This window comes from Shuttleworthella sp. (assembly GCF_057251025.1).
This window is the reverse complement of record NZ_DBHIDN010000007.1, coordinates 1-21,241: the sequence shown is the minus strand read 5'-3', so window position 1 is coordinate 21,241 and position 21,241 is coordinate 1. Positions and strand designations below refer to the sequence as shown.

Genomic DNA, 21,241 nt, shown 5'->3' with positions numbered 1-21,241 from the left:
TCTTATCACTCCTTCAGCTGCAGGGGAAGACCCGCCACAATCTCTGTGACCTGTCCGCAGGATCGGGCCAGTCTCCGGTTGATCTGTCCCAGTTGACGGATATAGTTCTGTGTCATGGGGTCGTATTGGATTCCATCCTCGTGAACATTGTTGCTTACGATGACAAGATCCTGACAGAGCTTCCCCAGACCCAGGATCCCCTCACAGAACCTGTCCTGATCGTATCCCCCGGATCTCCTGTCGAAGATCTGATTGGCCAGGAGGTTGGAGACGCACTCCAGAAGGATCACTCCCCCGGTCTCTCGCGGCAGATAAGAAGGCGAAACCGGCCCAAGTGCCTCTGCGAAACTGGAACAATCCAGGTCATAGGGGATCTCCAGGGTGTGAAAGCCCATCCCCTCCCGCCGCCTCACATGGCGGTCAATGCGGGCAAGGGTCTCCTCTCCGTCCTCCTGCATGGTCGCAAGATAAAAGAGAGGCCGGTCTCCTGCCAGGTCCCCGGCAAGTCCCTCCGCATATTCGGATTTACCGCTGGCGCTTCCGCCCAGAATCAGCCGCATCATCCCTCATCCCTCCGATAGGATTCAATGCCCAATCTCTCAAAGGTCTTTGGGGACCTGTAGACCCGGTCTGCGGCCTGTAAGAGCTCCAGGGCAAGAAGAGCCCCTGTCCCCTCACCCAGAGCCAGATCTGCCTGAATGATGGGCTTTAGGCCAAGAGCCGCAAGAGCGTGTGGCATCCCGGGCTCTCTTCCCATGTGGGAGGCCAGGCAGACCCCTCCGGCGCCCGGGCAGATCCGATCGGCAATCAGGGCCGCGGCAGAGGTGATCAAGCCATCCAACAGGACCGGGATCCTCTCCTGATTGGCTCCCAGAATAAGACCGGTCAGGGCCGCGATGTCAAGGCCGCCGAGCCGGCAGAGGATCTCAATGGCATCCGCCCCTCTCCCCCGCTCCGCATCGGCATTCCGATCGGGCAACCGCCTCAGAGCCCGGTCGATGATCCGCCTCTTCGCGGCCAGGCCGGCATCAGACAGACCCGCCCCCCGTCCTGTCACGGCTTCCGCCGGCAGGCCCAGGAGGGCGGCCAGGCAGGCGGCAGAAGTCGTCGTATTTCCAATGCCCATCTCTCCGGTCAGGAGGATGCCGACTCCCTCATCTCCGGCTCTTTTGGCCTCTTTGATCCCGATCGAAATCGCAGCCAGAGCCTCCTCCTCAGACATAGCCCCCCAGGGCGTCCCCTTTTTGTCTTCCTCAGGGTCTTCCGTCCAATTCCCGGCGAAATTTCCGGTCCCTCTGGCCACTTTGGCTGAAACCACAGCCGGATGCCTGGCATCGAAGGTCATTCCCACATCAAGAACCCGGATCCGGCACTTGGCTCCCCTGGCCAGGATCGCGGCCGGGGACTCCCCGCAGGCGATGGAATCGGCGACCAGGGCGGTCGTCTCCTGGCCGGTCTGACTCACCCCTTCTTCGACAATCCCGTTGTCGGCGCACATGATGAGGAGGCGGGGATGATTCAACAGATCGTCCGCCCGGCCCCGGATTCCCGCCATCCGGATTAAGTCCTCCTGGACCAGTCCCAGTCCGTCCAGAGGCATGGCAATCCGGTCCCAGCGGGCCCCGGCCTCTTCCATTGCCCTCGGGTCCGGCACAAGGGCCTTCATTTGTCTGAGGCTTTCACAAGTGACCATCTGACCTCCTAACCGCACAGCATATCCACTCAGCCTTTGACCCTTCCGTCCCAATGCATGATGACTCCCCTCGGCTATGGGCGCACATCTGAGGCAGATCAGAGGCCAAGGATCGCATCGATCCGCTCCATGTCCATATGCTCCTCGATCGCATCTGCGAGCCGGTCGTATTGTTCTTCGGCGAAAGCCCCGGCCTCTCTTAATTCATAGCGAAGAGGAAGTCCTCTCCTGCCGGCAATGGAATTCAGGACTGCCTCCGCAACCCCTTTCCCATCAAAAACCCCGTGGATGTAAGTTCCAAGAACTGAACCCGTCACCATACCCTCCATGAAGCTTCCTCCTTTTTCTTCCCAATCGGCCCCCGCGTCAAGCCGCAGCCGGCCAAGCTGTCTGGGCCAAGACAGGTCCTCCCGGCCTCCCGGGCTCTGCAGCCCTTTGGATTCCACTAAGCTCTCAGTCTGTGTCTGGCCCTGGTGGATCTCGTAGCCCTCCAGAGGCTGATTTCTCAGGCAGGACCAGGGGCCCGTGAAATCGTCCGCAAAATGCCCCCTGACTCGGGTCAAGATCTTATCCCTGCCCATGACCGTCACCTGAGGGAGCAGGCCAAGACCCGGGGCAGATCCTCCTCCTTCAACCCTTTCCGGATCCAAGACAGACCGTCCCAGAATCTGATAGCCTCCACAGATCCCCGCCATAAGTCCACCCTCTTCGGCCCGCTTCCTGAGAGGCTCGAAAAAACCGGCCTTCCTCAGCCAGTTAAGATCAGCCAGGGTATTCTTGGTCCCCGGCAGAATCACAAGGTCTGCACTCAGCAATCGATCCGGAGACCTGATAAAGCGAAGAGATACCCCCTCTCTTCCCTCAAATACCGTGAAGTCAGAGGCATTGGACATATGGGGCAGACGGACCACTGCGATATCAATCTCCCCGGCTTCCCCGTCTTTCAGCCGAATCGAGAGAGAGTCCTCGTCATCGATCAGGAGGTCCATGTAGGGAAGAACCCCCAGAACCGGAATCCCGACTCTCTCCTCCAGCATCCTGATTCCCGGATCCAGGAGACTTTGGTCTCCGCGAAACTTGTTGATGATGAAAGCGCGGATCCGCTCCTGCTCCTCTTCTGGCAGAAGAGCCCAGGTCCCGTAGAGCTGTGCGAAGACGCCCCCCGGATCAATATCTCCCACAAGCAGGACCGGTGCATCCAGGATCTTGGCAAGACCCATATTGACAATATCATCTTCCCTGAGGTTGATTTCCGCCGGAGACCCGGCTCCCTCTACCAGGATGATATCATGTTCCGCCGCCAGTCTTTCATAGGACTCCATGATCTGGGGAATCAGGCTCTTCTTGCAGCGAAAATAGTCTCTTGCGCGCATGTTGGCAAGGGGCCTGCCCCGGACGATAACCTGGCTCTTCATATCACCGGTCGGCTTTAGAAGAATGGGGTTCATATCCACGGAGGGGGCGATACCGCAGGCTTGCGCCTGCATGGCCTGAGCCCGGCCTATTTCGAGTCCCTCTCCTGTCACATAGGAATTGAGGGCCATATTCTGCGACTTAAAGGGGGCCACACGGTAGCCCCGGCGGGCATAAAGGCGGCAGAGACCGGCTACCAGAAGACTCTTTCCGGCATTAGACATGGTTCCCTGAACCATCAGCACTCTGGCCATGCTCTCTCCTCCTCAGCTGCGCTCCCAATCAAAAGATCTCTCTTATTCTACCTCAATTCAAGACCACAAAAAAAGCATCGGCTGCGCCGATACTTCTTTCTTGGGTTGGGCTGTTCATCTGAACAAACAGTTCCTAGCGGAATCGAACCGCTGTTTTCGCCGTGAGAGGGCGACGTCTTAACCGCTTGACCAAGGAACCCTGTGACTGATAAGGCGCTCATAGCGCCAGCAGTTCCTAGCGGAATCGAACCGCTGTTTTCGCCGTGAGAGGGCGACGTCTTAACCGCTTGACCAAGGAACCGGATTCACTGCTGTCTGCTAGCGACAACAATGAAATGATACATGAGGCGTGAGATCAATGCAAGTCTTTTTTCGGAAAAGATGAAAAAGCCGGGGATCCGCGAAAGAGTCTCCGAAAGAAGTCCTGATCCCTCCGATTCGGCTCTCCCACAAGACAACCGATCACAAACTCCGGTCTCCCGAAGGAAACAACCTGCGTGTAGTCTCTATAGCGCTGACCTCCGCTGGTCTGAAAGGCGAAAAAGATCTCCATCCGGTCATTCCGGAGCCTCTTCAGCTTCTCCTGCATCCGGGCGCTTTCCAGATTGTTTCCTACCAGGACTATCCGCTTGGCCCGCACCTTCGCAAGCGCATCCAAGACGGACCACTGTTGCTGATTCTGCATGACGGAGAAGACGACATCTACGCTGCCCTCATCATATTCGTCCAGGATGCGGGGATGATCCGTCCACTCCCTTGATCCGGAGAATTTTCTGATCTTAAGCCCCCGGCGGTCCAAGGCCTGCTTCCACCGGCCTCTTGCGACAAGAGTCACATCATTGCCTGCCCTGCAGAGGGCATGTGCCGTCAGGGATCCAATCACTCCCACACCATAAATCAAAGCTTTCATTTGACAGATCAGTCATCGTAACCGTTGGGATTGGACTTCTGCCAATTCCAGGAATCGGCGCACATCTCCTTAATTCCGTACTTGGCCTCCCAGCCGAGCTCCTTCTTGGCCTTCTCAGCCGATGAGTAGCAGGTGGCAATATCCCCTGCCCGGCGGGGCTTGATCGAATAGGGAATGTGGATGCCGGTCGCCTCCTCGAAGTTATGAACAATATCCAGAACCGAGTAGCCGACGCCGGTGCCCAGATTATAGATCGACAGGCCGGATTTCTCCTCCAGCTTCTTAATCGCAGCCACGTGTCCGGTAGCCAGGTCGCAGACATGGATATAGTCTCTTACGCCGGTTCCGTCAGGTGTATCGTAGTCGTCTCCGAAGACGCCCAATTCCTGCAGTTTGCCGACTGCAACCTGGGTGATGTAGGGCATAAGATTATTGGGAATCCCGTTGGGATTCTCCCCGATCCGTCCGGACTTATGCGCCCCGATCGGGTTGAAATAGCGGAGCAGAACTACATTCCACTCGGGATCCGCCGTGTGCAGGTCGGTCAGGATCTGCTCCAGCATCCACTTGGTCCAGCCGTAGGGATTGGTGCAAGTTCCCTTGGGGCATTCCTCGGTGATGGGGATCTGGGCGGGATTGCCATAGACAGTCGCTGAAGAGGAGAAAATGATGCTCTTGCAGCCATGCTTGCGCATCACATCGAAGAGAACGAGAGAGCCGGAGATATTGTTCTCATAGTACTCCCAGGGCTTCTCTACGGACTCGCCGACAGCCTTTAAGCCCGCGAAGTGAATGACAGAATCAATCTTCTGCTCTGAAAAAAGCCGGTTCAGACAAGCGCGATCTCTGATGTCACCCTCATAGAAGCTGACCTTCTTGCCGGATAACTCCTCGATGCGGTCAACAACCTTCTTGCTCGCATTCACCAGATTGTCCAAGATCACGACGTCATAGCCGTTCTCAAGAAGCTCCACGCAAGTGTGACTCCCGATATAGCCGGCGCCTCCGGTAACTAAAATAGCCATATTCTCCTCCTAATCCTCTGAAGATAGCTGTCTCCCTCCCGCCGCTCTTTACTCTGCATAAGAATTCAATGGCGGATGAATCAAATCCGGGAAACTGTATGTATTCTATCACAAAATCGAGTAAAAAAAGAGATGCCCCTGACAGGACATCTCTCCAAAAGAATTCGCTCCTCCTAAGACAAGCTCGCTTCTCATTAATTCAGACCGGCCTTGGCCGTCTCCACCAGGGAGGCGAAGCCCTCTGCATCATTGACAGCCAGCTCAGCCAGCATCTTCCGATTCAAATCAATGCCGGACTTCTTGAGACCGAACATGAACTTGCTGTAAGACAGACCGTTGAGACGGGCCGCGGCATTGATACGCGCGATCCAGATCCGGCGGAACTGCCCCTTGCGCTGACGGCGGCCTGCATAGGCAGATGCCAATGCCCGCATGACAGACTGCTTGGCCACGCGGTACTGCTTGGAGCGGGCTCCTCTGTAGCCCTTAGCCAGCTTTAATACACGATTGTGCTTCTTCTTAGCGTTGTATGCGCCCTTAATTCTTGCCATCTTAATATCCTCCTGACAATCTCAATCACAGGTTCTATTACATGTAAGGTAAAATCTTCTTTAAGCTCTTTACATTCGATGCGTCGGTGATTGCAGACTGACGCAGATTTCTCTTGCGCTTGGTGGTCTTCTTGGTCAGGATATGGCTCTTGAAAGCCTTGTTTCTCTTGAGCTTGCCACTGCCGGTAGCAGTAAAACGCTTTGCTGCGGAACTCTTTGTTTTCATCTTTGGCATCGTCTTGTCCTCCTCTTAATTCTTCTTGACTGCCAGCACCAGACTCATGCTTCTGCCTTCCATCTTCGGTGCCTTATCCACTGATGCGATATCCTCCAAGCTTGCGGCGAACTCCTCAAGAATGTGCCTGCTCGCGGAGACATGAGCCATCTCACGGCCTCTGAAGCGCAGGGTGATCTTCACCTTGTTGCCCTTCTCGAGGAACTTGCGCGCAGCCTTGGTCTTGGTCATGAGATCATTGGAATCGATGTTCGGCGACATCCGAATCTCCTTGAGTTCGATCTGCTTCTGCTTGCGCTTCGCCTCCTTGGCCTTGCGGGACATCTCGTAACGGTACTTGCCGTAGTCAATAATCTTGCAGACCGGGGGCTTGGCCTGAGGGGCAACTTTGACTAAGTCAAGCTTGGCCTCATCTGCCAGCCTCTGGGCATCGCGGGCAGACATAATCCCCAACTGCTCTCCGTGAACTCCGATCAACCGAACCTCATGGTCTCTGATCTGCTCATTGATCTGTAATTCGTTGCTAATAATTACACCTCCGGGACCAACCCAAAATATAGCATAAAAAAGTGGATAGGCAGACTATCCACTTACAAGTCACAAAGATAAAAATCCTGTGAATATGCAACCGCAAGTCGCCTGACCCGGCGCTTGGGTGAGAGCGGATAACTCTGCTTTGATTTCACAACATTAGGATAATAGCATCAAAACAGATGCGACGTCAAGTGCTTTCTCCCATCCTCTCCCCGGGACCTCCCTACTCAGTAAGTTCCCAGGATGAACATCTCCTCCGTCTCTTCCTTGAGTCCCTGCAGGCAGTTCATCACGGCCTCTTCCCTGAGGTTGCCCTCGAAGTCGATAAAAAAGATGTACTCCCACTTCTTCCCGCGCAGGGGGCGCGATTCGATCCGGGTCATCGAGAGACCATTGAAGATAAAGTGCGACAGGATCCGGTAGAGGGAGCCGGACTCATTGGGCAGGGAGAAGGCGATGCTGATATTCCCGGCCCTGCCCGTGTACTCCCTCTTGGGAGAGATCACAATAAAGCGGGTCTCATTGCCCTTGACGTCCTGAATGGCCTGATCTAGGACTGAAAGTCCGTATATCCGGGCATTGATGCTGCCGGCAATCGCCGCCTGAGAGGGGTCCCGGTCCTCCATGACCTTCCTTGCGGCCATAGCCGTATTCTTCAGGGAAAAGGCCTCGAAGTCCGGGTGGATATTCCTCAGATATCCCTCGCACTGGGCCAGGGCCTGCGGATGGGAATAGACCCGCTTGATCTGTCCGATCTTCGCGCCTGTCAGACCGAGAAGGGCGTGATCGATTTGGATAATCTGCTCTCCGACAATGACCGCCTGATACTCCATCAGAAGATCATAGTTCTCCGAGACAATTCCGGCCGTCGAATTCTCCACCGGAAGCACCGCATAGTCAGCCTCTCCGTTTGAGATGGCCTCCATCGCGTCTCGCCAGGTCTCCACCGGGTCCATCGACTTGCAGCCGTCCCTGAAGAAGGCCTTGCAGGCCGCCTGGGAGTATGCCCCTCTCACGCCCTGGTAGACCACTCTGGCACTAGGGAAGTCGTAGTCGTCGATCTCATAGAAGCCCAGATCTTCCGACATCCCATGGGCCGCCAGAAGACGATACTGCTTCTTTCGGGAGACAGACATGATCTGTTCGAAGAGTTCACGGATGCCCTGCTTTGAGAATGCGTCCCCCGCCATAGCCTCCAGCCGGGTCAGCTTCTCCTCTTCTCTCCTCTTGTCTAAGACCGGGCGATGATTGGCGATCTTATATTCCGCCACATCTCCCGATATTGCAAGGCGTTCCTCATAGAGTTCCACAATCCTTGCATCTATCTCATCAATTCTTCTGCGTGACTCGGCCAAATCCTGCATCTGATCCATCCTTATTTCTTCTTCTCTGTCCTCTGCCCTGTCCTCCGCCACTTCGCCGGCATCTGACAAAATCCTCCGTCGATTATCCATGATTTCCTAGGCAAAATCAAACAGAGAGAGCTGATTGCTCATTGGCAGATCTCCCGTCAATCCCAAATCATCCAGCTTGTCGACGATGGACTGGGAGATCTTCCCCCGCTCCTTGAGATCGTCCTTGGACAGGAATTTCCCCTGGGAAGCGGCGATGGCCAGGGTCTCCGCCGCCTTGTCTCCCATGCCGTCAATGGATGTAAGCGGGGGGAGGAGTTTTCCGCCAATGATCTTGAAATAGCGGGCGTCTGACCAATAGAGGTCTATGGGGATGAATTCATATCCTCTGACGTACATCTCCTGGACGATCCGCATATCCCGGTAGGTGTCCTGCTCCTTGTTGGACAGGCTGTTCTTTCTCTTATCATACTCGGCCAATATGGTCTCCAGATGATCCCTGCCCCGGCACATCAGCTCATAGGAGAAGGCGGTCGCCCGGATGGAGAAGAAGGCGGCATAATAGGCCAGCGGGTAATAGACCTTGCAATAGGCCACCCGCCAGGCCATCATGACATAGGCCGCCGCATGGGCCTTGGGAAACATATACTTGATCTTCTCACAGGACCCGATATACCAGTCCGGGACCCCGTGCTCTCGCATGTCCGCCGACCATTTCTCCCAGTCAGAGGCCACCTTGCCGTTGGCAACCATTCCCTTTCTGACCCGCTCCATGATGGTAAAGCTCTCCTCCGGGTCGATCCCCTGATGGATCAGGTAGACCATAATGTCATCGCGGCAGCAGATCGCAGTGGAAATCGTCGCAATTCCCTCCTGAATCAGGTCCTTGGCATTTCCGAGCCAGACATCCGTCCCGTGAGAGAGACCGGCGATCCGGATCAGGTCCGAGAACTCCTTGGGCTTGGCGTCTCTTAACATCTCCATGGCAAAATCGGTTCCGAATTCAGGAATTCCCAGTGTCCCCATGGAAGTTCCCCCCCAGAGTTTCTCCCCCTCCGGAAGTCCCAGCGTATCCGTTCCCATAAAGAGCCCCATAACTCCCTTATCATCCAGGGGAATATCTCTGGCGTGAAGGCCCGTCAACTCCTCCAGCTTACGGATCATGGTGGGATCGACATGGCCCAGAATATCCAGCTTTAAGAGGTTTCCCTCAATCTTATGGTAGTCAAAATGGGTTGTGATGATGTCAGAAGACATATCATCTGCCGGGTGCTGGACCGGGGTGAAGGAATTGATCTCCTCCCCCACAGGCAGGACTACAATGCCGCCCGGATGCTGACCTGTGGTGCGCCGGATCCCGACACAGCCCTGGACGATACGGTCAATTTCGCAGGCCCTCTTGTGGATGTCCCTCTCCTCATAGTAGCTCCTGATATAACCGTAGGCCGTCTTGTCGGCAAGAGTCCCTATGGTTCCGGCCTTGAAGGTCTGCCCCTCCCCGAAGATCACCTCCGTGTACTTGTGGGCCTTCGCCTGGTACTCTCCGGAGAAGTTCAAGTCAATGTCCGGCTCCTTGTTCCCCTGAAATCCCAGGAAGGTCTCAAAGGGGATGTCGAATCCCAGCTTCATCAGGTCCGCCCCGCAGCGTGGGCATTTGCGGTCGGGCATATCACAGCCCGCCCGGCCGGAGTATGCCTTGACCCGGTCGGAATCAAAGTCGACGAACTTGCAGTCCGGGCACAGATAATGGGCCTGGAGGGAATTCACCTCTGTGATGCCGGCCAGATAGGCGGCAAAGGAGGAGCCGACAGAACCTCTGGATCCGACCAGGTAGCCGTCCTCATTGGACTTCCATACCAGCTTCTGGGCAATGATATACATCACCGCATAGCCGTTTCCGATGATCGAGTCGAGTTCCCGATCCATTCGCTCCCTGACAATGGTCGGAAGCTCCTCTCCATAGAGCTCGTGCGCGCGATTGCTGCAGATGGTCCGAAGCATCCGGTCAGAATCAGCGATCATGGGCGGGCACTTGTCCGGACGGGTCGGCCGGATGCGCTCGCACATATCGGCGATCCGGTTGGTATTCGTGACGACCACTTCCATCGCCTTATCCCTGCCCAGATAGGCGAATTCCTCCAGCATCTCATCTGTCGTTTGAAGATAGAGGGGGGGCTGCCGGTCCGCATCCCTGAATCCCTTGCCGGCCTGGATGATCCTCCGGTAGATCTCATCCTCCGGATTTAGGAAGTGAACGTCACAGGTGGCGCACACGGGCTTGTGGAATTCCTCCCCTAGTCGCACAATACGGCGATTGAAGTCGCGCAGGTCCTCCTCTGTCTTGATGTGATTGTCTGCGTCCAAGAGAAAGCGGTTGTTGCCGATGGGCTGGATCTCCAGGTAGTCGTAGAAGTTGACAATCCTCGTGATCTCCTGCGGAGGCCGACCGCCTTCTAAGGCCTGATAGAGTTCCCCCGCCTCGCAGGCGGAGCCGATGATCAGACCTTCTCTATATTCCTCCACCAGACTCTTTGGGATCTTGGCCTGTCTCTGGAAGAAGCGCAGGTGAGACAAGGAAGTAAGCCGATAGAGATTGATCCGCCCGATGTCGTTTTTCGCGATCAGGATGCAGTGATTGGCGTGCATCTTGCGAATGACCTCATCGGACATTTTGGCCCTGTCGTTGATGTCGGCCAGCTCCAGCATCCCCCTGTCCTTAAACATTCGGATGAATTTCTCGAAAATATGAGCCGTCGCCTCGGCGTCATCCACCGCCCGATGGTGATGACCGGGATCGATCTTCAGAGCCTTGGCCAGGGTATTCAGCTTCTGATTGTGTAAGGAGGGCAAGAGATAGCGTCCCATTGCGACCGTATCCGTATAAGTCGAGGGGGCCTCCAGCCCCAGCCGCAGGCAATTCTGCCGGATAAAACCCATGTCAAAATCCGCATTGTGGGCGACCATAATCGCGTCCTTGCAGAAGGCAAGGAATTGCGGCAGGACCCCCTCGATATTCTCCGCCCCCATGACCATATCATCCCGAATTGAGGTCAGCTCCGTGATCCGAAAGGGAATCGGCCGCTCAGGGTTTATGAAGGTTGAAAACCGGTCCGTGATCTGACCGGCCTCAAGCCGGACCGCGCCGATCTCAATGATCCGGTCCTTCTCCGCCGAGAAACCGGTTGTCTCAATATCAAAGACCACGAAGGCATCGTCCAGGCTCTGCCCCGGTCTTCCATCCGTAACGATCTTCTTCGTGTCATCGACCAGATAGGCCTCCATCCCATAGAGAATCTTGAAGTCCGGTTCATCTCCCATCTCGTGGTCGGCATCCGGGAAGGCCTGTACAACCCCGTGGTCTGTGATAGCCAAGGCCTTGTGACCGAAGTCTTTGGCCTGCCTTAGGATCTCCTCCACCGAAGAGACCCCGTCCATATCGCTCATCTTAGTGTGGCAGTGGAGCTCGACCCTTTTTACGGCCGCATTGTCTCTTCGAACGGTCCGAAAGGAGGGGATGGACATGATCCCCTTGATATATCCCAGGGTGAGATCATGGTCGAACTTGTCCAGGGCGGGAGTCCCCTTGATCTTGACGAAGGCCCCCTTGTGAAGTCTCTTCTCCAGCTCCTCCACCTGGTCATTCGGCAAGAAGAGCTTGCTGACAATGGTATCCGTCAGATCCGTCACGGCAAAGCTCACGATGGTCCGCTCATTCTTGATCTGTCTTGTCTCATAGGAAATGACCTGACCCCGGATGGCCAGTTCTCCGATGGGGCCCTGGACCTCTTCGATCGGTGTGATCTCATCGTCGAAGTCGACCCCGTAGATGACATCTGCATGGGAAGAACGCCTCAGAGGCTTGGGCCCCTTGGGCGAGCCGAAAGCAATTCGCTCTCCTCCCCATTTCCCCGGCTTCCCGGCGCTTGCGTTGCGATTCGAGGGGCCCGTGTGAGATCCTGGATTCTCCCGGCGGTCTTTCTCTCTCCTTCCACCGGGCCTGTCGGGCAAATTCGGATGATGTCCCAGTCCGAGGTCCTCACTCGGAAGGCCGCTTGCCTCTTCCCTAGCTGCCTGGTCCGCCTGCAACCGCTTCTGCAGGGAGACGACCTCCGTCACCTTATTGGCAATGGCCAGGTCCGAGTCAAGCCGGTACTTGCTCTCGACCGGCTCCTTGTAGCCGAACTCCAGCTCCAGAGTCTGACCGCATCTCTGGCAGAAGATCTTGTCGAGAATCTCATAGAGTTCTCCTTCCCTGCCTCTGGCCAGGACCGTATCCTCCAGGACCAGCTTCAGATGATCCTCTCGATCGAACAGAAAATCTGCCTTCTTAAGGATCCCGTAGAGGATGGAGCTGTAGCGCTCAATCTCCTCATAAATGCTGTCATGATAGGCCTCAAAGAGGATTTTGGCATTATAGGCCTCGGACAGGTGAAAGCGCTCGATGATGCGGACCTCTACCTGTCTCTTACCGAAATAGCCCTTGCTGATGGCCTTCTCCAATTTCCAGATTCTGCGCTTGGGGATGAGATTGTCGCATGTCAGGTAGATGCGCATGGCGTCATGGCTCCTGTTGGTCGCCACACGCTCAATCTGCGCATCCCGCAAGAGGTCCGCAAACCCCGGATCCAGTTCCAAATTGGAAAATAGCTCGCAAAAAGCCTTAGCCATTGTCTACCTCACGACTTGTAAGAGGCTCCGTCTCGCCGGAGCCTCATCATCTCTCTCCCCAGTGGTCCAGTTCCTCACGCAAGGCGTCAAGAAGCCGGTCTTCGGGGACCTTGCGGATAATCTCCCCGTGCCGCATGAGCAGTCCCTCTCCCTTGCCTCCGGCCACACCCAGGTCCGCCTCTCTTGCCTCTCCGGGACCATTGACCGCGCATCCCATGACCGCCACTTTTATCTTGAGCGGATAATCCGCCACCAGCTTCTCCACCTCTGCGGCCAGGTCAATCAAGTCAATCTGCGTCCTCCCGCATGTAGGGCAGGACACGACTTCTACTCCCTCCCGGCGAAGTCCCAGAGTTCGGAGGATGATCCTTGCAGACTTGACCTCCTCGACGGGGTCCCCCGTCAGAGAGACCCGTATGGTATCTCCGATTCCCTGGCCCAGGATCAGGCCCAGGCCCAAGGCCGACTTGATATTGCCGCTTGTGATGGTCCCGGCCTCGGTGATCCCCACATGCAGGGGATGGTCGGTCCTGTTTCTGATCTTCTCATGGGCGGCGACGCAAGTCATCACATCCGAGGACTTGATGGAAATCACCAGATTGTCATAGCCCATATCCTCGATGATCGCCGCCTCCTTCAGGGCGGATTCCACCAGGGCATCCGCTGTCACCGCGCCGTATTTAGAGAGGAGTTCTCTCTCCAGAGAACCTGAGTTGACCCCTACCCGGATGGGAATCTTCCTCTCCCTCGCGCAGTCGACAAGAGCCCGAACCCGGTCACGACTGCCGATATTCCCCGGATTGATCCGGATCTTGTCAGCTCCGTGCTCGATGGCGGCAATCGCCATCTTATAGTCAAAATGAATATCCGCAACCAATGGAATATGGATGCGCTTCTTGATCTCCTCCAGTGCTCGGGCCGCCTCCTGATCAGGCACGGTGCAGCGGACGATCTCGCAGCCCGCCTTCTCAAGCGCCAGAATCTGGGCAACTGTCCCCTCCACGTCCTGGGTCCTCGTGTTGGTCATAGACTGGATCAGAATGGGATTGGACCCGCCGATCCGGCGGTCACCGATCTTGAGCTCTCTTGTTTTCATTCGCTTGTATTTCATTTTTCGTATACCTCGCGCAGACATGGATAAGCCTTGTCCGCCTCTCCCGGCTCCTTTTCCTGTGGCTTCAAAGTCTAAGCGAATATCTTAAAGAGATCACTGAAGACCACAAGGATCATAAGTCCCATCAGGAAGATGAATCCCAGCAGATTAATATAGGACTCCAGCTTCTGCGGGGCCGGTTTCCGGCGGATCATCTCGATGAGATAGAAAACCAGCCGGCCGCCGTCTAATGCAGGAAGGGGCAGGAGGTTCATCACGCCCAGGTTCGCTGTCAGAAGAATGGCAATCGAGAGCATGTTGACAAAGACATAGAAGGCCCCATCTCTGGCTGACTGCTTGTAGCTGTCCCCGATGGCCTTGACAATCCCCACCGGCCCTGAGATCTCACGGGCGCTGACCCGTCCGGTCAGAAGCAGCTGCAGACTCTTGGCCGTATTGTAGATCTGAAAACGGATCTCGTAGAAGGAATGGCTTAGGACCTGTCCGGGCGACAGCTTCGTGTAGCTGTCAGGCCCCTGGATTCCGATCAGATAGCGCTTGCCCTTCTCATCATACCTGGGCTGGATTCTTGTCTGATAGACCTGCCCCTCTCTCTCGTAAGTCAGGCGGATCTCCTGTCCCCGATGAAAGAAGATATAGGCGGACACTTCCTGATAGAAATGGACCCGGTAGTTCCCCAGGCTTTTGATCTGATCGCCCGCCTTTAGGCCCGCCTCCTGGGCCGGATATCCGTCCATGACTCCGCCCACATCGGGCCTTAGGATCCCGGTGGCCGACAACAAGATTGCCGAGAGAATGAGAGCCAGAAGAAAGTTGAACATGGGCCCCATCAGGACAATCAAAAAGCGCTGCCAGACCGGCTTCCTGCCGAAGGACCGGTCACTGCTGCTCTCCTGATCCTCCCCCTCCATGACGCAGGCCCCTCCGAAGGGGATCAGGCGCCAGGCGTAGAGGGTCTCTCCCCTGGTGAAGCCGATGATCTTGGGACCGAAGCCCAGGCAGAACTCATTGACCCTGACACCGCAGGCCCTGGCCGTCAGGAAATGGCCCAGCTCATGAAAGATGATGATAAAACTAAAAATTAAAATCGCAATGACAATATTCATAGACTCACTTATCCATAAAGGCCTCGATGCAGGCATAGGCCGCCTGCTCCGTCGCCAAAATCTCCTCCGGATCCGGATCCGCCATATATTCCACCTCTTCCATGGCAAGTTCAATCAGGCCATAGATCGCGGGGAATGAAATCCTCCCGGCCAGAAAGAGGGCGACTGCCCGCTCATTGGCCGCATTGAATATGGTTGGGACATTTCCTCCCCGCCGCATGGCCTCATAGGCAAGAGGCAGACCCCGAAAGGTCTTTGTGTCTGGCCTCTCGAAGGATAGCTCTCCCACGGCAAAGAGATCCAGTCCCCGGCCGGGCATGGGTCTTCTCTCCGGATAATACAGGGCGTACTGAATGGGCAGTTTCATATCGGGGAGTCCCATCTGCCCTATGACAGCCCCATCCTCATATTCCACCGCCGAGTGAAGGATGGATTGCGGGTGAACTAAAATCTGGATCTGATCCTCCGCAAGGCCGAAGAGCCACTTGGCCTCTATGACCTCAAGCCCCTTGTTGACCAGGCTCGCGGAGTCAATGCTGATCTTCCTTCCCATGGACCAATTGGGATGATGCAGGGCGTCACTTACTGCAACTTCCTTAAGGTCCTCACTCTTCTTCCCCCGGAAGGGGCCACCGGAGCAAGTCAGCAGGATCTTTCTGATCCGGTTCATGGCATTGCCCTGCAGACTCTGGAATATCGCCGAGTGCTCCGAGTCTACCGGCAGGATCGCCACCTTCTTCTCCCTGGCCAGAGGCATAATCAAATGCCCCGCGCACACCAAAGTCTCCTTGTTGGCCAGGGCGATATCCTTGCCGGCCCGAATGGCGGCTATAGTCGGAAGGATCCCGACCATCCCCACGATGGCGGTCAGGAGGATCTGGGCGGAGGGCTCGGTCGCGACTGCCACCAGTCCTTCCGGGCCGTAACAGATCTCCGGGAGCCGGTCCTCCGCCGGATCTGCCAAGAGCATTTCCTTAAGCCGCCTGGCCTCCATGGCGTCTCCGACCGATACCAGTTTGGGATGAAAGTGTCTGACCTGCTCTGCCATCCTCTCGATGTTGTGACCGCAGGCCAGAGCCGTCAGTTCGAAATCCTCGGGATGGGCCGCAAGCAGTTCCATGGTCTGTCTTCCGATGGATCCCGTAGACCCCAAGATCGCTATTTTCTTCATGCCGCCCTCCAAATTCGGTCCCTTCTCTTCCTCCGATTCCTTTCTTCTCATCCCAATTAGTTCAGAAGATTCGAGAGCAGGAAGTAGACAATCGGGGCCGTGATAATTACCGAGTCGAACCGGTCCAGGATTCCTCCGTGTCCGGGAATTAATCTTCCGTAATCCTTGATGTCATAATTGCGCTTAATGGCGGAGGCCGCCAGATCTCCGACCATGGAGATCAGAGCGCCGACCGCAGCTGTCATCGCTAAGAGAAGGATTCCCCTGCTTCCGACCGAAAGGGCCTTCTGAAAGACCAGAGCATAGATCGCCGTGAGAAGAGCCGAGCCCAGGACCCCGCCGACCGCCCCTTCGATAGACTTCTTGGGACTTAATACGGGTGCCATCTTGTGCTTTCCGAACAGGACACCGACCGCGTAGGCACAGGTATCGCAGCCCCAGGAGCAGAGGAAGATCAGCCAGACCAGATAGACGCCCACGCCCGCAAGCGCGCGCGTCTGATAGATATAGGACAAGCAGAAGGCCACATAAAAAAGCCCGAAGAAGACCTCCATCATCTGCTTTGCCTTGTACTTGGGGTAGCTGAAGACATAGACGGCCAAAAGAAGGATCAGATAGACCATGACGATCATCATAGTCTCCTTGACCAGGCCAAAACAGAGATTGCCGTAGAAGAAGATGCAGACTGCATAGGCGATGCCCGCCGGAAGACTCTTCTCCAGACCGAAGACCCGATACAGTTCATACATACCGATGATGCTGATGGCTCCGGTGGCAAGAACTAAGACCGGGCCGCCTGTGATGACCAAAATCAGGGCGAGGGCGAGCAGGACGATTCCGCTGATTAATCTCGTTCGAAACATATATCCTCAATTCCAAATTCATATTGATCCAAGGCCGGGCCCTGGAATTTACAGCCTGCCGTAGCGGCGCTTTCTGTTCTCATAGGCCGCAAGCGCTTCCAGGAATTCCTCCCCTCGAAAGTCCGGCCAGGCCACCGGCGTGAAATAAAACTCCGCATAGGCAAGCTGCCAGAGGAGGAAGTTGGACAGGCGCTGCTCTCCGCTGGTCCGGATCATCAGATCCGGGTCCGGCAGGTCCGCCGTGTCCAGGTAGGAGGCGAAGCGGGACTCTGTGATCTCGGACCCGTCCGCGTCCTTCTCCCGAAGATCACGGTACATCTCCCGCATGGCCCGGATTATCTCATCCCTGCCCCCGTAATTGACGGCGATTGTCAGATTCAAGCCGGTGTAAGCGGATGTCTCCGTCTCCACCCGGCCGATCAGCTCCTGCAGGTCCGGCTGCAGGCGGGTTAGGTCGCCGATGACTCTCAGGCGCATATTGTCCCGCCTGGCTGTCTTCAGACAGGTATGCAGATAGGTATTCAGCAATTTCATCAGGGTCTTGACTTCATCGTCCGGCCTGCTCCAATTCTCTGTCGAAAACGCGTAGAGGGTCAGATACTTGACGCCGTTCTCGTAGGCAATTCTTGCAATTCTCTCCACGTTCTTGGCGCCGACGGTATGCCCGTAGGTTCTGGGCATTCCTTTTTTCTGAGCCCAGCGGCCGTTTCCGTCCAGAATAATCGCCACATGCTGCGGTACTGCCATAAGCTCTCCTGTATAAGAGTAAAAGCGCAAAGACCAACCACCATATCGCATCCGCAAGGGGTTTGCGCGGGCGATCTGTGATGGTTGGCCTGATGCCCTCTTTGGGTCTTGTTCTGCCGTTCTCTGATCAAAGCAGGCGCGGTCAGAGTGTCATCAATTCCCGGGTCTTCTTCTCAATCTCCCCGTCGATCATCTTGATGTATCGATCCGTCAAATCCTGAGTCTGATCTTCCAGATCAGCGATCGCATCCTCGGAGATATCCTCAGCCTTCTTCAATTTCTTGAGTTCATCCATGGCATCTCTTCGGATGTTGCGGATGGCGACCTTGGTATTCTCCCCCTTTTTCCTGACATCCTTGACCAGGTCCTTGCGCCGGTCCTCGGTCAGTTCCGGGAAGACCAGACGAATGGTTTTCCCGTCATTCGTCGGATTGATCCCGACATCCGACATATTGATCGCCTTCTCGATCTCCTTCAAAAGAGAGGTCTCCCAGGGCTGGATCTGAATCATCCGGGCCTCGGGGACAGATACATTGGCCACCTGCTGCAGGGGCGTTGGTGTCCCGTAATACGCGACCTCGATCTTGTCCAGAATATGTGGATTGGCCCGGCCGGCCCGAATGGAAATATACTCTGACAAAAGAGCGTTGACGCTCTTCTTCATCTTGTCCTCAAAGGGGCTTAAACGACGATCCATAGCATTCTCCTTTACTAAATCTCTTGCAGATCATTGGGAAATCTCCTGCAGGCCATCCGGCCGCAGGGGGCTCTCGCCCGCAGACGCAGCTTGTATCAGTCCACCGTAACTATCGTTCCGTTAAAATCCCCGGAGGCAGCCGCGACAATGCTCCCCTCTTCTTTCAGGGCGAAAATATAAAGCGGCATCTTCTGTTGCTGGCACATGAGCGAGGCAGACAGGTCAATGACCTGAAGCTTCTCCTCGAGAACCCGATCCAGGCTGATGGTATCAAAGCGTCTTGCGCTTGGATTGGTGGCAGGATCACTGTCATAGACCCCGTCAATATTCTTGGCCAGCAAGATCCCGTCCGCGTCAATCTCGACCGCGCGCAGAACCGCTCCTGTATCTGTGGAAAAATAGGGATGCCCCGTACCGCCTGCAAAGAAGACCACCTTCTTGTGGCGGAAGGCAGTATTCACGCGGTCCTTGGAGAAGAGTTCCGTGAAAGTCCCAACGGCAAAGGGCGTCATAATTGTAGTGGATAGACCTGCGTCTCGGAAGGTCTCCGAGACATAGATGCAGTTCATGACCGTTGCCAGCATGCCGATCTGGTCCGCCTTGGTCCGGTCCATATTGGTCTTGCCGGCGCCGCGCCAGAAATTCCCGCCGCCGATCACAATCGCGACTTCCAACCCGTCATCCACCAGCTGCTTGACCTGACCCGCAACCATCCGGCAGGTCGCCTGGTCAAATCCACTTCCCTTGTCTCCGGCCAGGGCCTCGCCACTCAATTTCAGAAGCAGACGTCTCATTGTACCTTCCCCTCCGCTCTATCTCACACATCGCAATTATTCTACCATAACTGACATTTTGTGGAAACAAAAAGGAAGCTGTCAGCCGACAGCCTCCCTCTCGATTCTTCATTGATTCACTTGCTTACTTGGCTGCGGCTGCAACCTCTGCGGCGAAATCCTCTTCCTTCTTCTCAAGGCCCTCGCCGGTCTCATAGCGGACGAAGCTGACGACGTCAACCGTACCGCCAACCTGCTTGGAAACCTGTTCCAGGTACTTTGCGACGGACTGCTTGCCATCCTCGGCCTTGACATAGACCTGGTCCACCAGGCAGATCTCCTTGAGTTCCTTATTAATACGGCCCTTGATCATGCCCTCCTTGACCTTGTCAGGCTTGGAAGCTTCCTTGGGATCATTCTCGATCTGAGCACGAAGAATTTCCGTCTCATGCGCAATATAGTCGCCCGGAACCTCGGCATCGCGAACATACTTGGGGTTCAGCGCAGCGATCTGCATTGCCACATTGTGCAGGGCCTCCTTGACCGCATCATTGACAAGATCTGCCTTGGCATTGACGATCACGCCGATGCGACCGTTACCATGGACATAGGATACAACCAGGTCCTCTGAAGTCAGCTTCGCGAAACGGCGGATCTTGAGATTCTCACCGATGACAGCGATCTGACTCACGAGCTCATCGGAGACCGTCTTGGACGGATCCTTGAACCACTTCTCAGCCAGGAAGGAGTCCAGGTCCCGGGCCTCGCTGGAAGCTGCCTGTTCTGCCACGTCCTGTACATAGGCGCGGAACTTCTCATTATTTGCGACAAAATCCGTCTCGGAGTTCACCTCTACAATGGAGGCCGTCTTGTCATCTTTCTGGAAGACCAGTGAGACGCCCTCTGCGGCAATCCGGCTCGCCTTCTTCTCTGCCTTTGCGGCTCCCGTCTCGCGCAGGAACTCGATGGCGGCATCGATATCGCCGTTCGTCTCAGTCAGAGCCTTCTTGCACTCCATCATGCCCGCGCCGGTAGCGTCGCGAAGCTCCTTAACCATCTTTGCGGAAATAGCCATGTAATTATCCTCCATTCTGACATTCTGACATGCTTTGATGCGAGAAAATATGCTCGCTTATGCATCTGCCTCAGCGGCAGCCTCTTCCTCGTTCTTGGGCTCGATCTCGTTTGTAACCGTTCCCTGCTTTGCCTCGATGACAGCATCCGCCAGGGTTGATGTGATCAGACGGATTGCCCGGATCGCATCGTCATTGCCGGGGATGATGTAATCAAGCTCATCCGGATCTGCGTTGGAGTCAGCAATACCGATCAAAGTGATTCCAAGGGACTCTGCCTCCTTGACGCAGATTCTCTCCTTCTTGGGATCAACGACGAAGATCGCGTCGGGGATCCGGTCCATATTCTTGATCCCGCCCAGGTTCTTCTCGAGTTTCTCAAGTTCTTTCTCAAGGCCGGCAACTTCCTTCTTGGGAAGAAGGTCGAAGGTGCCGTTCTCTCTCATCTTCTCAATCTCCTTCAGGCGGCTGATCCTCTTCTTGACGGTAGAGAAGTTGGTCAGCATACCGCCAAGCCATCTCTGATCAACATAGAACATGCCACAGCGGGTAGCTTCCTCGGCAATGGCATCCTGCGCCTGCTTCTTGGTCCCGACAAAGAGAATGGTTCCTCCCTGGGATACGATATCATAAACAGCGTTATAGGCAGCATCGATCATCGGAACGGTCTGCTGAAGATCAATAATGTGGATCTGGTTGCGCTCCGTGAAGATGTAGGGAGCCATCTTGGGGTTCCATCTTCTGGTCTGATGACCGAAGTGAACACCTGCCTCAAGCAACTGCTTCATTGATACAACACTCATTTTCTTACCTCCATGGTTGAACTTCCACACGATTCATCCCCGGGAATTACCGCCGGTTTCAGCGAACATCAATGAGCACCTACCCGCCTGACGGCACCGGTTCCCGAGTCCCCGTGTGTGTCGCATAAATTAACTAGTGAATTCTAGCGCAAAAAAAGCGAGACGTCAAGATATGCACGTCCCGCTTCTGTTGATTGGTCTGTCTGGGTCAAATGAAAATCTAACTTCTACACACCCGTAGAAATAAGTCTTGCAGAAT

General features: G+C 55.5%; 19 protein-coding genes and 2 tRNA genes. All 21 read right to left on the bottom strand.

Translation table 11 applies throughout. The annotated features are described in order from the left end of the window. Positions 1–5: 5 nt before the first annotated feature. The 21 genes from ACO5R6_RS02995 to rpsB all read right to left on the bottom strand — a co-directional run bounded on the left by ACO5R6_RS02995 (position 6) and on the right by rpsB (position 20,982). Positions 6–563 carry a bifunctional adenosylcobinamide kinase/adenosylcobinamide-phosphate guanylyltransferase gene (locus ACO5R6_RS02995; RefSeq protein ID WP_485625705.1) on the bottom strand — a complete coding sequence of 186 codons (558 nt, stop codon included), beginning with the start codon at positions 561–563 and terminating at the stop codon, positions 6–8. Beyond that, positions 560–1,693, bottom strand: a complete 1,134-nt coding sequence (locus tag ACO5R6_RS02990; protein ID WP_485625704.1) for a nicotinate-nucleotide--dimethylbenzimidazole phosphoribosyltransferase — start codon at positions 1,691–1,693, stop codon at positions 560–562. The genes ACO5R6_RS02995 and ACO5R6_RS02990 overlap by 4 nt, the downstream gene beginning before the upstream one ends. A 98-nt stretch (positions 1,694–1,791) precedes the next feature. Further along, the gene (locus ACO5R6_RS02985) at positions 1,792–3,360 is read right to left on the bottom strand and encodes a cobyric acid synthase (RefSeq protein ID WP_485625703.1); all 1,569 of its coding nucleotides are present in this window, start codon (positions 3,358–3,360) and stop codon (positions 1,792–1,794) included. Positions 3,361–3,487: 127 nt separating this feature from the next. Beyond that, a tRNA-Glu gene (locus ACO5R6_RS02980) sits at positions 3,488–3,559 on the bottom strand. A 30-nt stretch (positions 3,560–3,589) separates the two neighbouring features. Continuing rightward, a tRNA-Glu gene (locus tag ACO5R6_RS02975) sits at positions 3,590–3,661 on the bottom strand. Positions 3,662–3,715: 54 nt separating this feature from the next. Next, positions 3,716–4,270 carry a ketopantoate reductase family protein gene (locus tag ACO5R6_RS02970; protein WP_485625702.1) on the bottom strand — a complete coding sequence of 185 codons (555 nt, stop codon included), beginning with the start codon at positions 4,268–4,270 and terminating at the stop codon, positions 3,716–3,718. A gap of 8 nt (positions 4,271–4,278) precedes the next feature. Continuing rightward, the gene (galE, locus tag ACO5R6_RS02965; RefSeq protein WP_485625701.1) at positions 4,279–5,295 is read right to left on the bottom strand and encodes a UDP-glucose 4-epimerase GalE; all 1,017 of its coding nucleotides are present in this window, start codon (positions 5,293–5,295) and stop codon (positions 4,279–4,281) included. Between the two features lie 194 nt (positions 5,296–5,489). Beyond that, on the bottom strand, positions 5,490–5,846 hold the full coding sequence (gene rplT / locus ACO5R6_RS02960; protein ID WP_485625700.1) for a 50S ribosomal protein L20: 357 nt from the start codon (positions 5,844–5,846) through the stop codon (positions 5,490–5,492). Between the two features lie 37 nt (positions 5,847–5,883). Then, positions 5,884–6,081, bottom strand: a complete 198-nt coding sequence (rpmI, locus tag ACO5R6_RS02955; protein WP_485625699.1) for a 50S ribosomal protein L35 — start codon at positions 6,079–6,081, stop codon at positions 5,884–5,886. Between the two features lie 15 nt (positions 6,082–6,096). Next, positions 6,097–6,609 carry a translation initiation factor IF-3 gene (infC, locus tag ACO5R6_RS02950; RefSeq protein WP_485625764.1) on the bottom strand — a complete coding sequence of 171 codons (513 nt, stop codon included), beginning with the start codon at positions 6,607–6,609 and terminating at the stop codon, positions 6,097–6,099. A gap of 233 nt (positions 6,610–6,842) precedes the next feature. Further along, positions 6,843–7,979, bottom strand: coding sequence for a prephenate dehydratase (gene pheA, locus ACO5R6_RS02945; RefSeq protein WP_485625763.1), 1,137 nt, complete (start codon positions 7,977–7,979; stop codon positions 6,843–6,845). Between the two features lie 96 nt (positions 7,980–8,075). Further along, the gene (locus tag ACO5R6_RS02940; RefSeq protein ID WP_485625698.1) at positions 8,076–12,635 is read right to left on the bottom strand and encodes a PolC-type DNA polymerase III; all 4,560 of its coding nucleotides are present in this window, start codon (positions 12,633–12,635) and stop codon (positions 8,076–8,078) included. 46 nt (positions 12,636–12,681) lie between these two features. Beyond that, positions 12,682–13,746, bottom strand: coding sequence for a flavodoxin-dependent (E)-4-hydroxy-3-methylbut-2-enyl-diphosphate synthase (gene ispG, locus ACO5R6_RS02935; protein WP_485625697.1), 1,065 nt, complete (start codon positions 13,744–13,746; stop codon positions 12,682–12,684). A gap of 74 nt (positions 13,747–13,820) precedes the next feature. Then, entirely contained in the window at positions 13,821–14,855 is a 1,035-nt protein-coding gene (locus tag ACO5R6_RS02930) for a M50 family metallopeptidase (RefSeq protein ID WP_485625696.1), read from the bottom strand. Between the two features lie 4 nt (positions 14,856–14,859). Beyond that, positions 14,860–16,026, bottom strand: coding sequence for a 1-deoxy-D-xylulose-5-phosphate reductoisomerase (locus tag ACO5R6_RS02925; protein WP_485625695.1), 1,167 nt, complete (start codon positions 16,024–16,026; stop codon positions 14,860–14,862). A gap of 56 nt (positions 16,027–16,082) precedes the next feature. Then, entirely contained in the window at positions 16,083–16,889 is an 807-nt protein-coding gene (locus ACO5R6_RS02920; RefSeq protein ID WP_485625694.1) for a phosphatidate cytidylyltransferase, read from the bottom strand. A gap of 48 nt (positions 16,890–16,937) precedes the next feature. Next, entirely contained in the window at positions 16,938–17,636 is a 699-nt protein-coding gene (uppS, locus tag ACO5R6_RS02915) for an undecaprenyl pyrophosphate synthase (RefSeq protein ID WP_485625693.1), read from the bottom strand. A 142-nt stretch (positions 17,637–17,778) separates the two neighbouring features. Further along, positions 17,779–18,333, bottom strand: coding sequence for a ribosome recycling factor (frr, locus tag ACO5R6_RS02910; RefSeq protein WP_485625692.1), 555 nt, complete (start codon positions 18,331–18,333; stop codon positions 17,779–17,781). 95 nt (positions 18,334–18,428) lie between these two features. Beyond that, positions 18,429–19,127 carry a UMP kinase gene (gene pyrH, locus ACO5R6_RS02905; RefSeq protein ID WP_485625691.1) on the bottom strand — a complete coding sequence of 233 codons (699 nt, stop codon included), beginning with the start codon at positions 19,125–19,127 and terminating at the stop codon, positions 18,429–18,431. Positions 19,128–19,251: 124 nt separating this feature from the next. Beyond that, positions 19,252–20,181, bottom strand: a complete 930-nt coding sequence (tsf, locus tag ACO5R6_RS02900; RefSeq protein ID WP_485625690.1) for a translation elongation factor Ts — start codon at positions 20,179–20,181, stop codon at positions 19,252–19,254. Positions 20,182–20,238: 57 nt separating this feature from the next. Then, positions 20,239–20,982, bottom strand: coding sequence for a 30S ribosomal protein S2 (rpsB, locus tag ACO5R6_RS02895; RefSeq protein WP_485625689.1), 744 nt, complete (start codon positions 20,980–20,982; stop codon positions 20,239–20,241). Between the last annotated feature and the right edge of the window lie 259 nt (positions 20,983–21,241).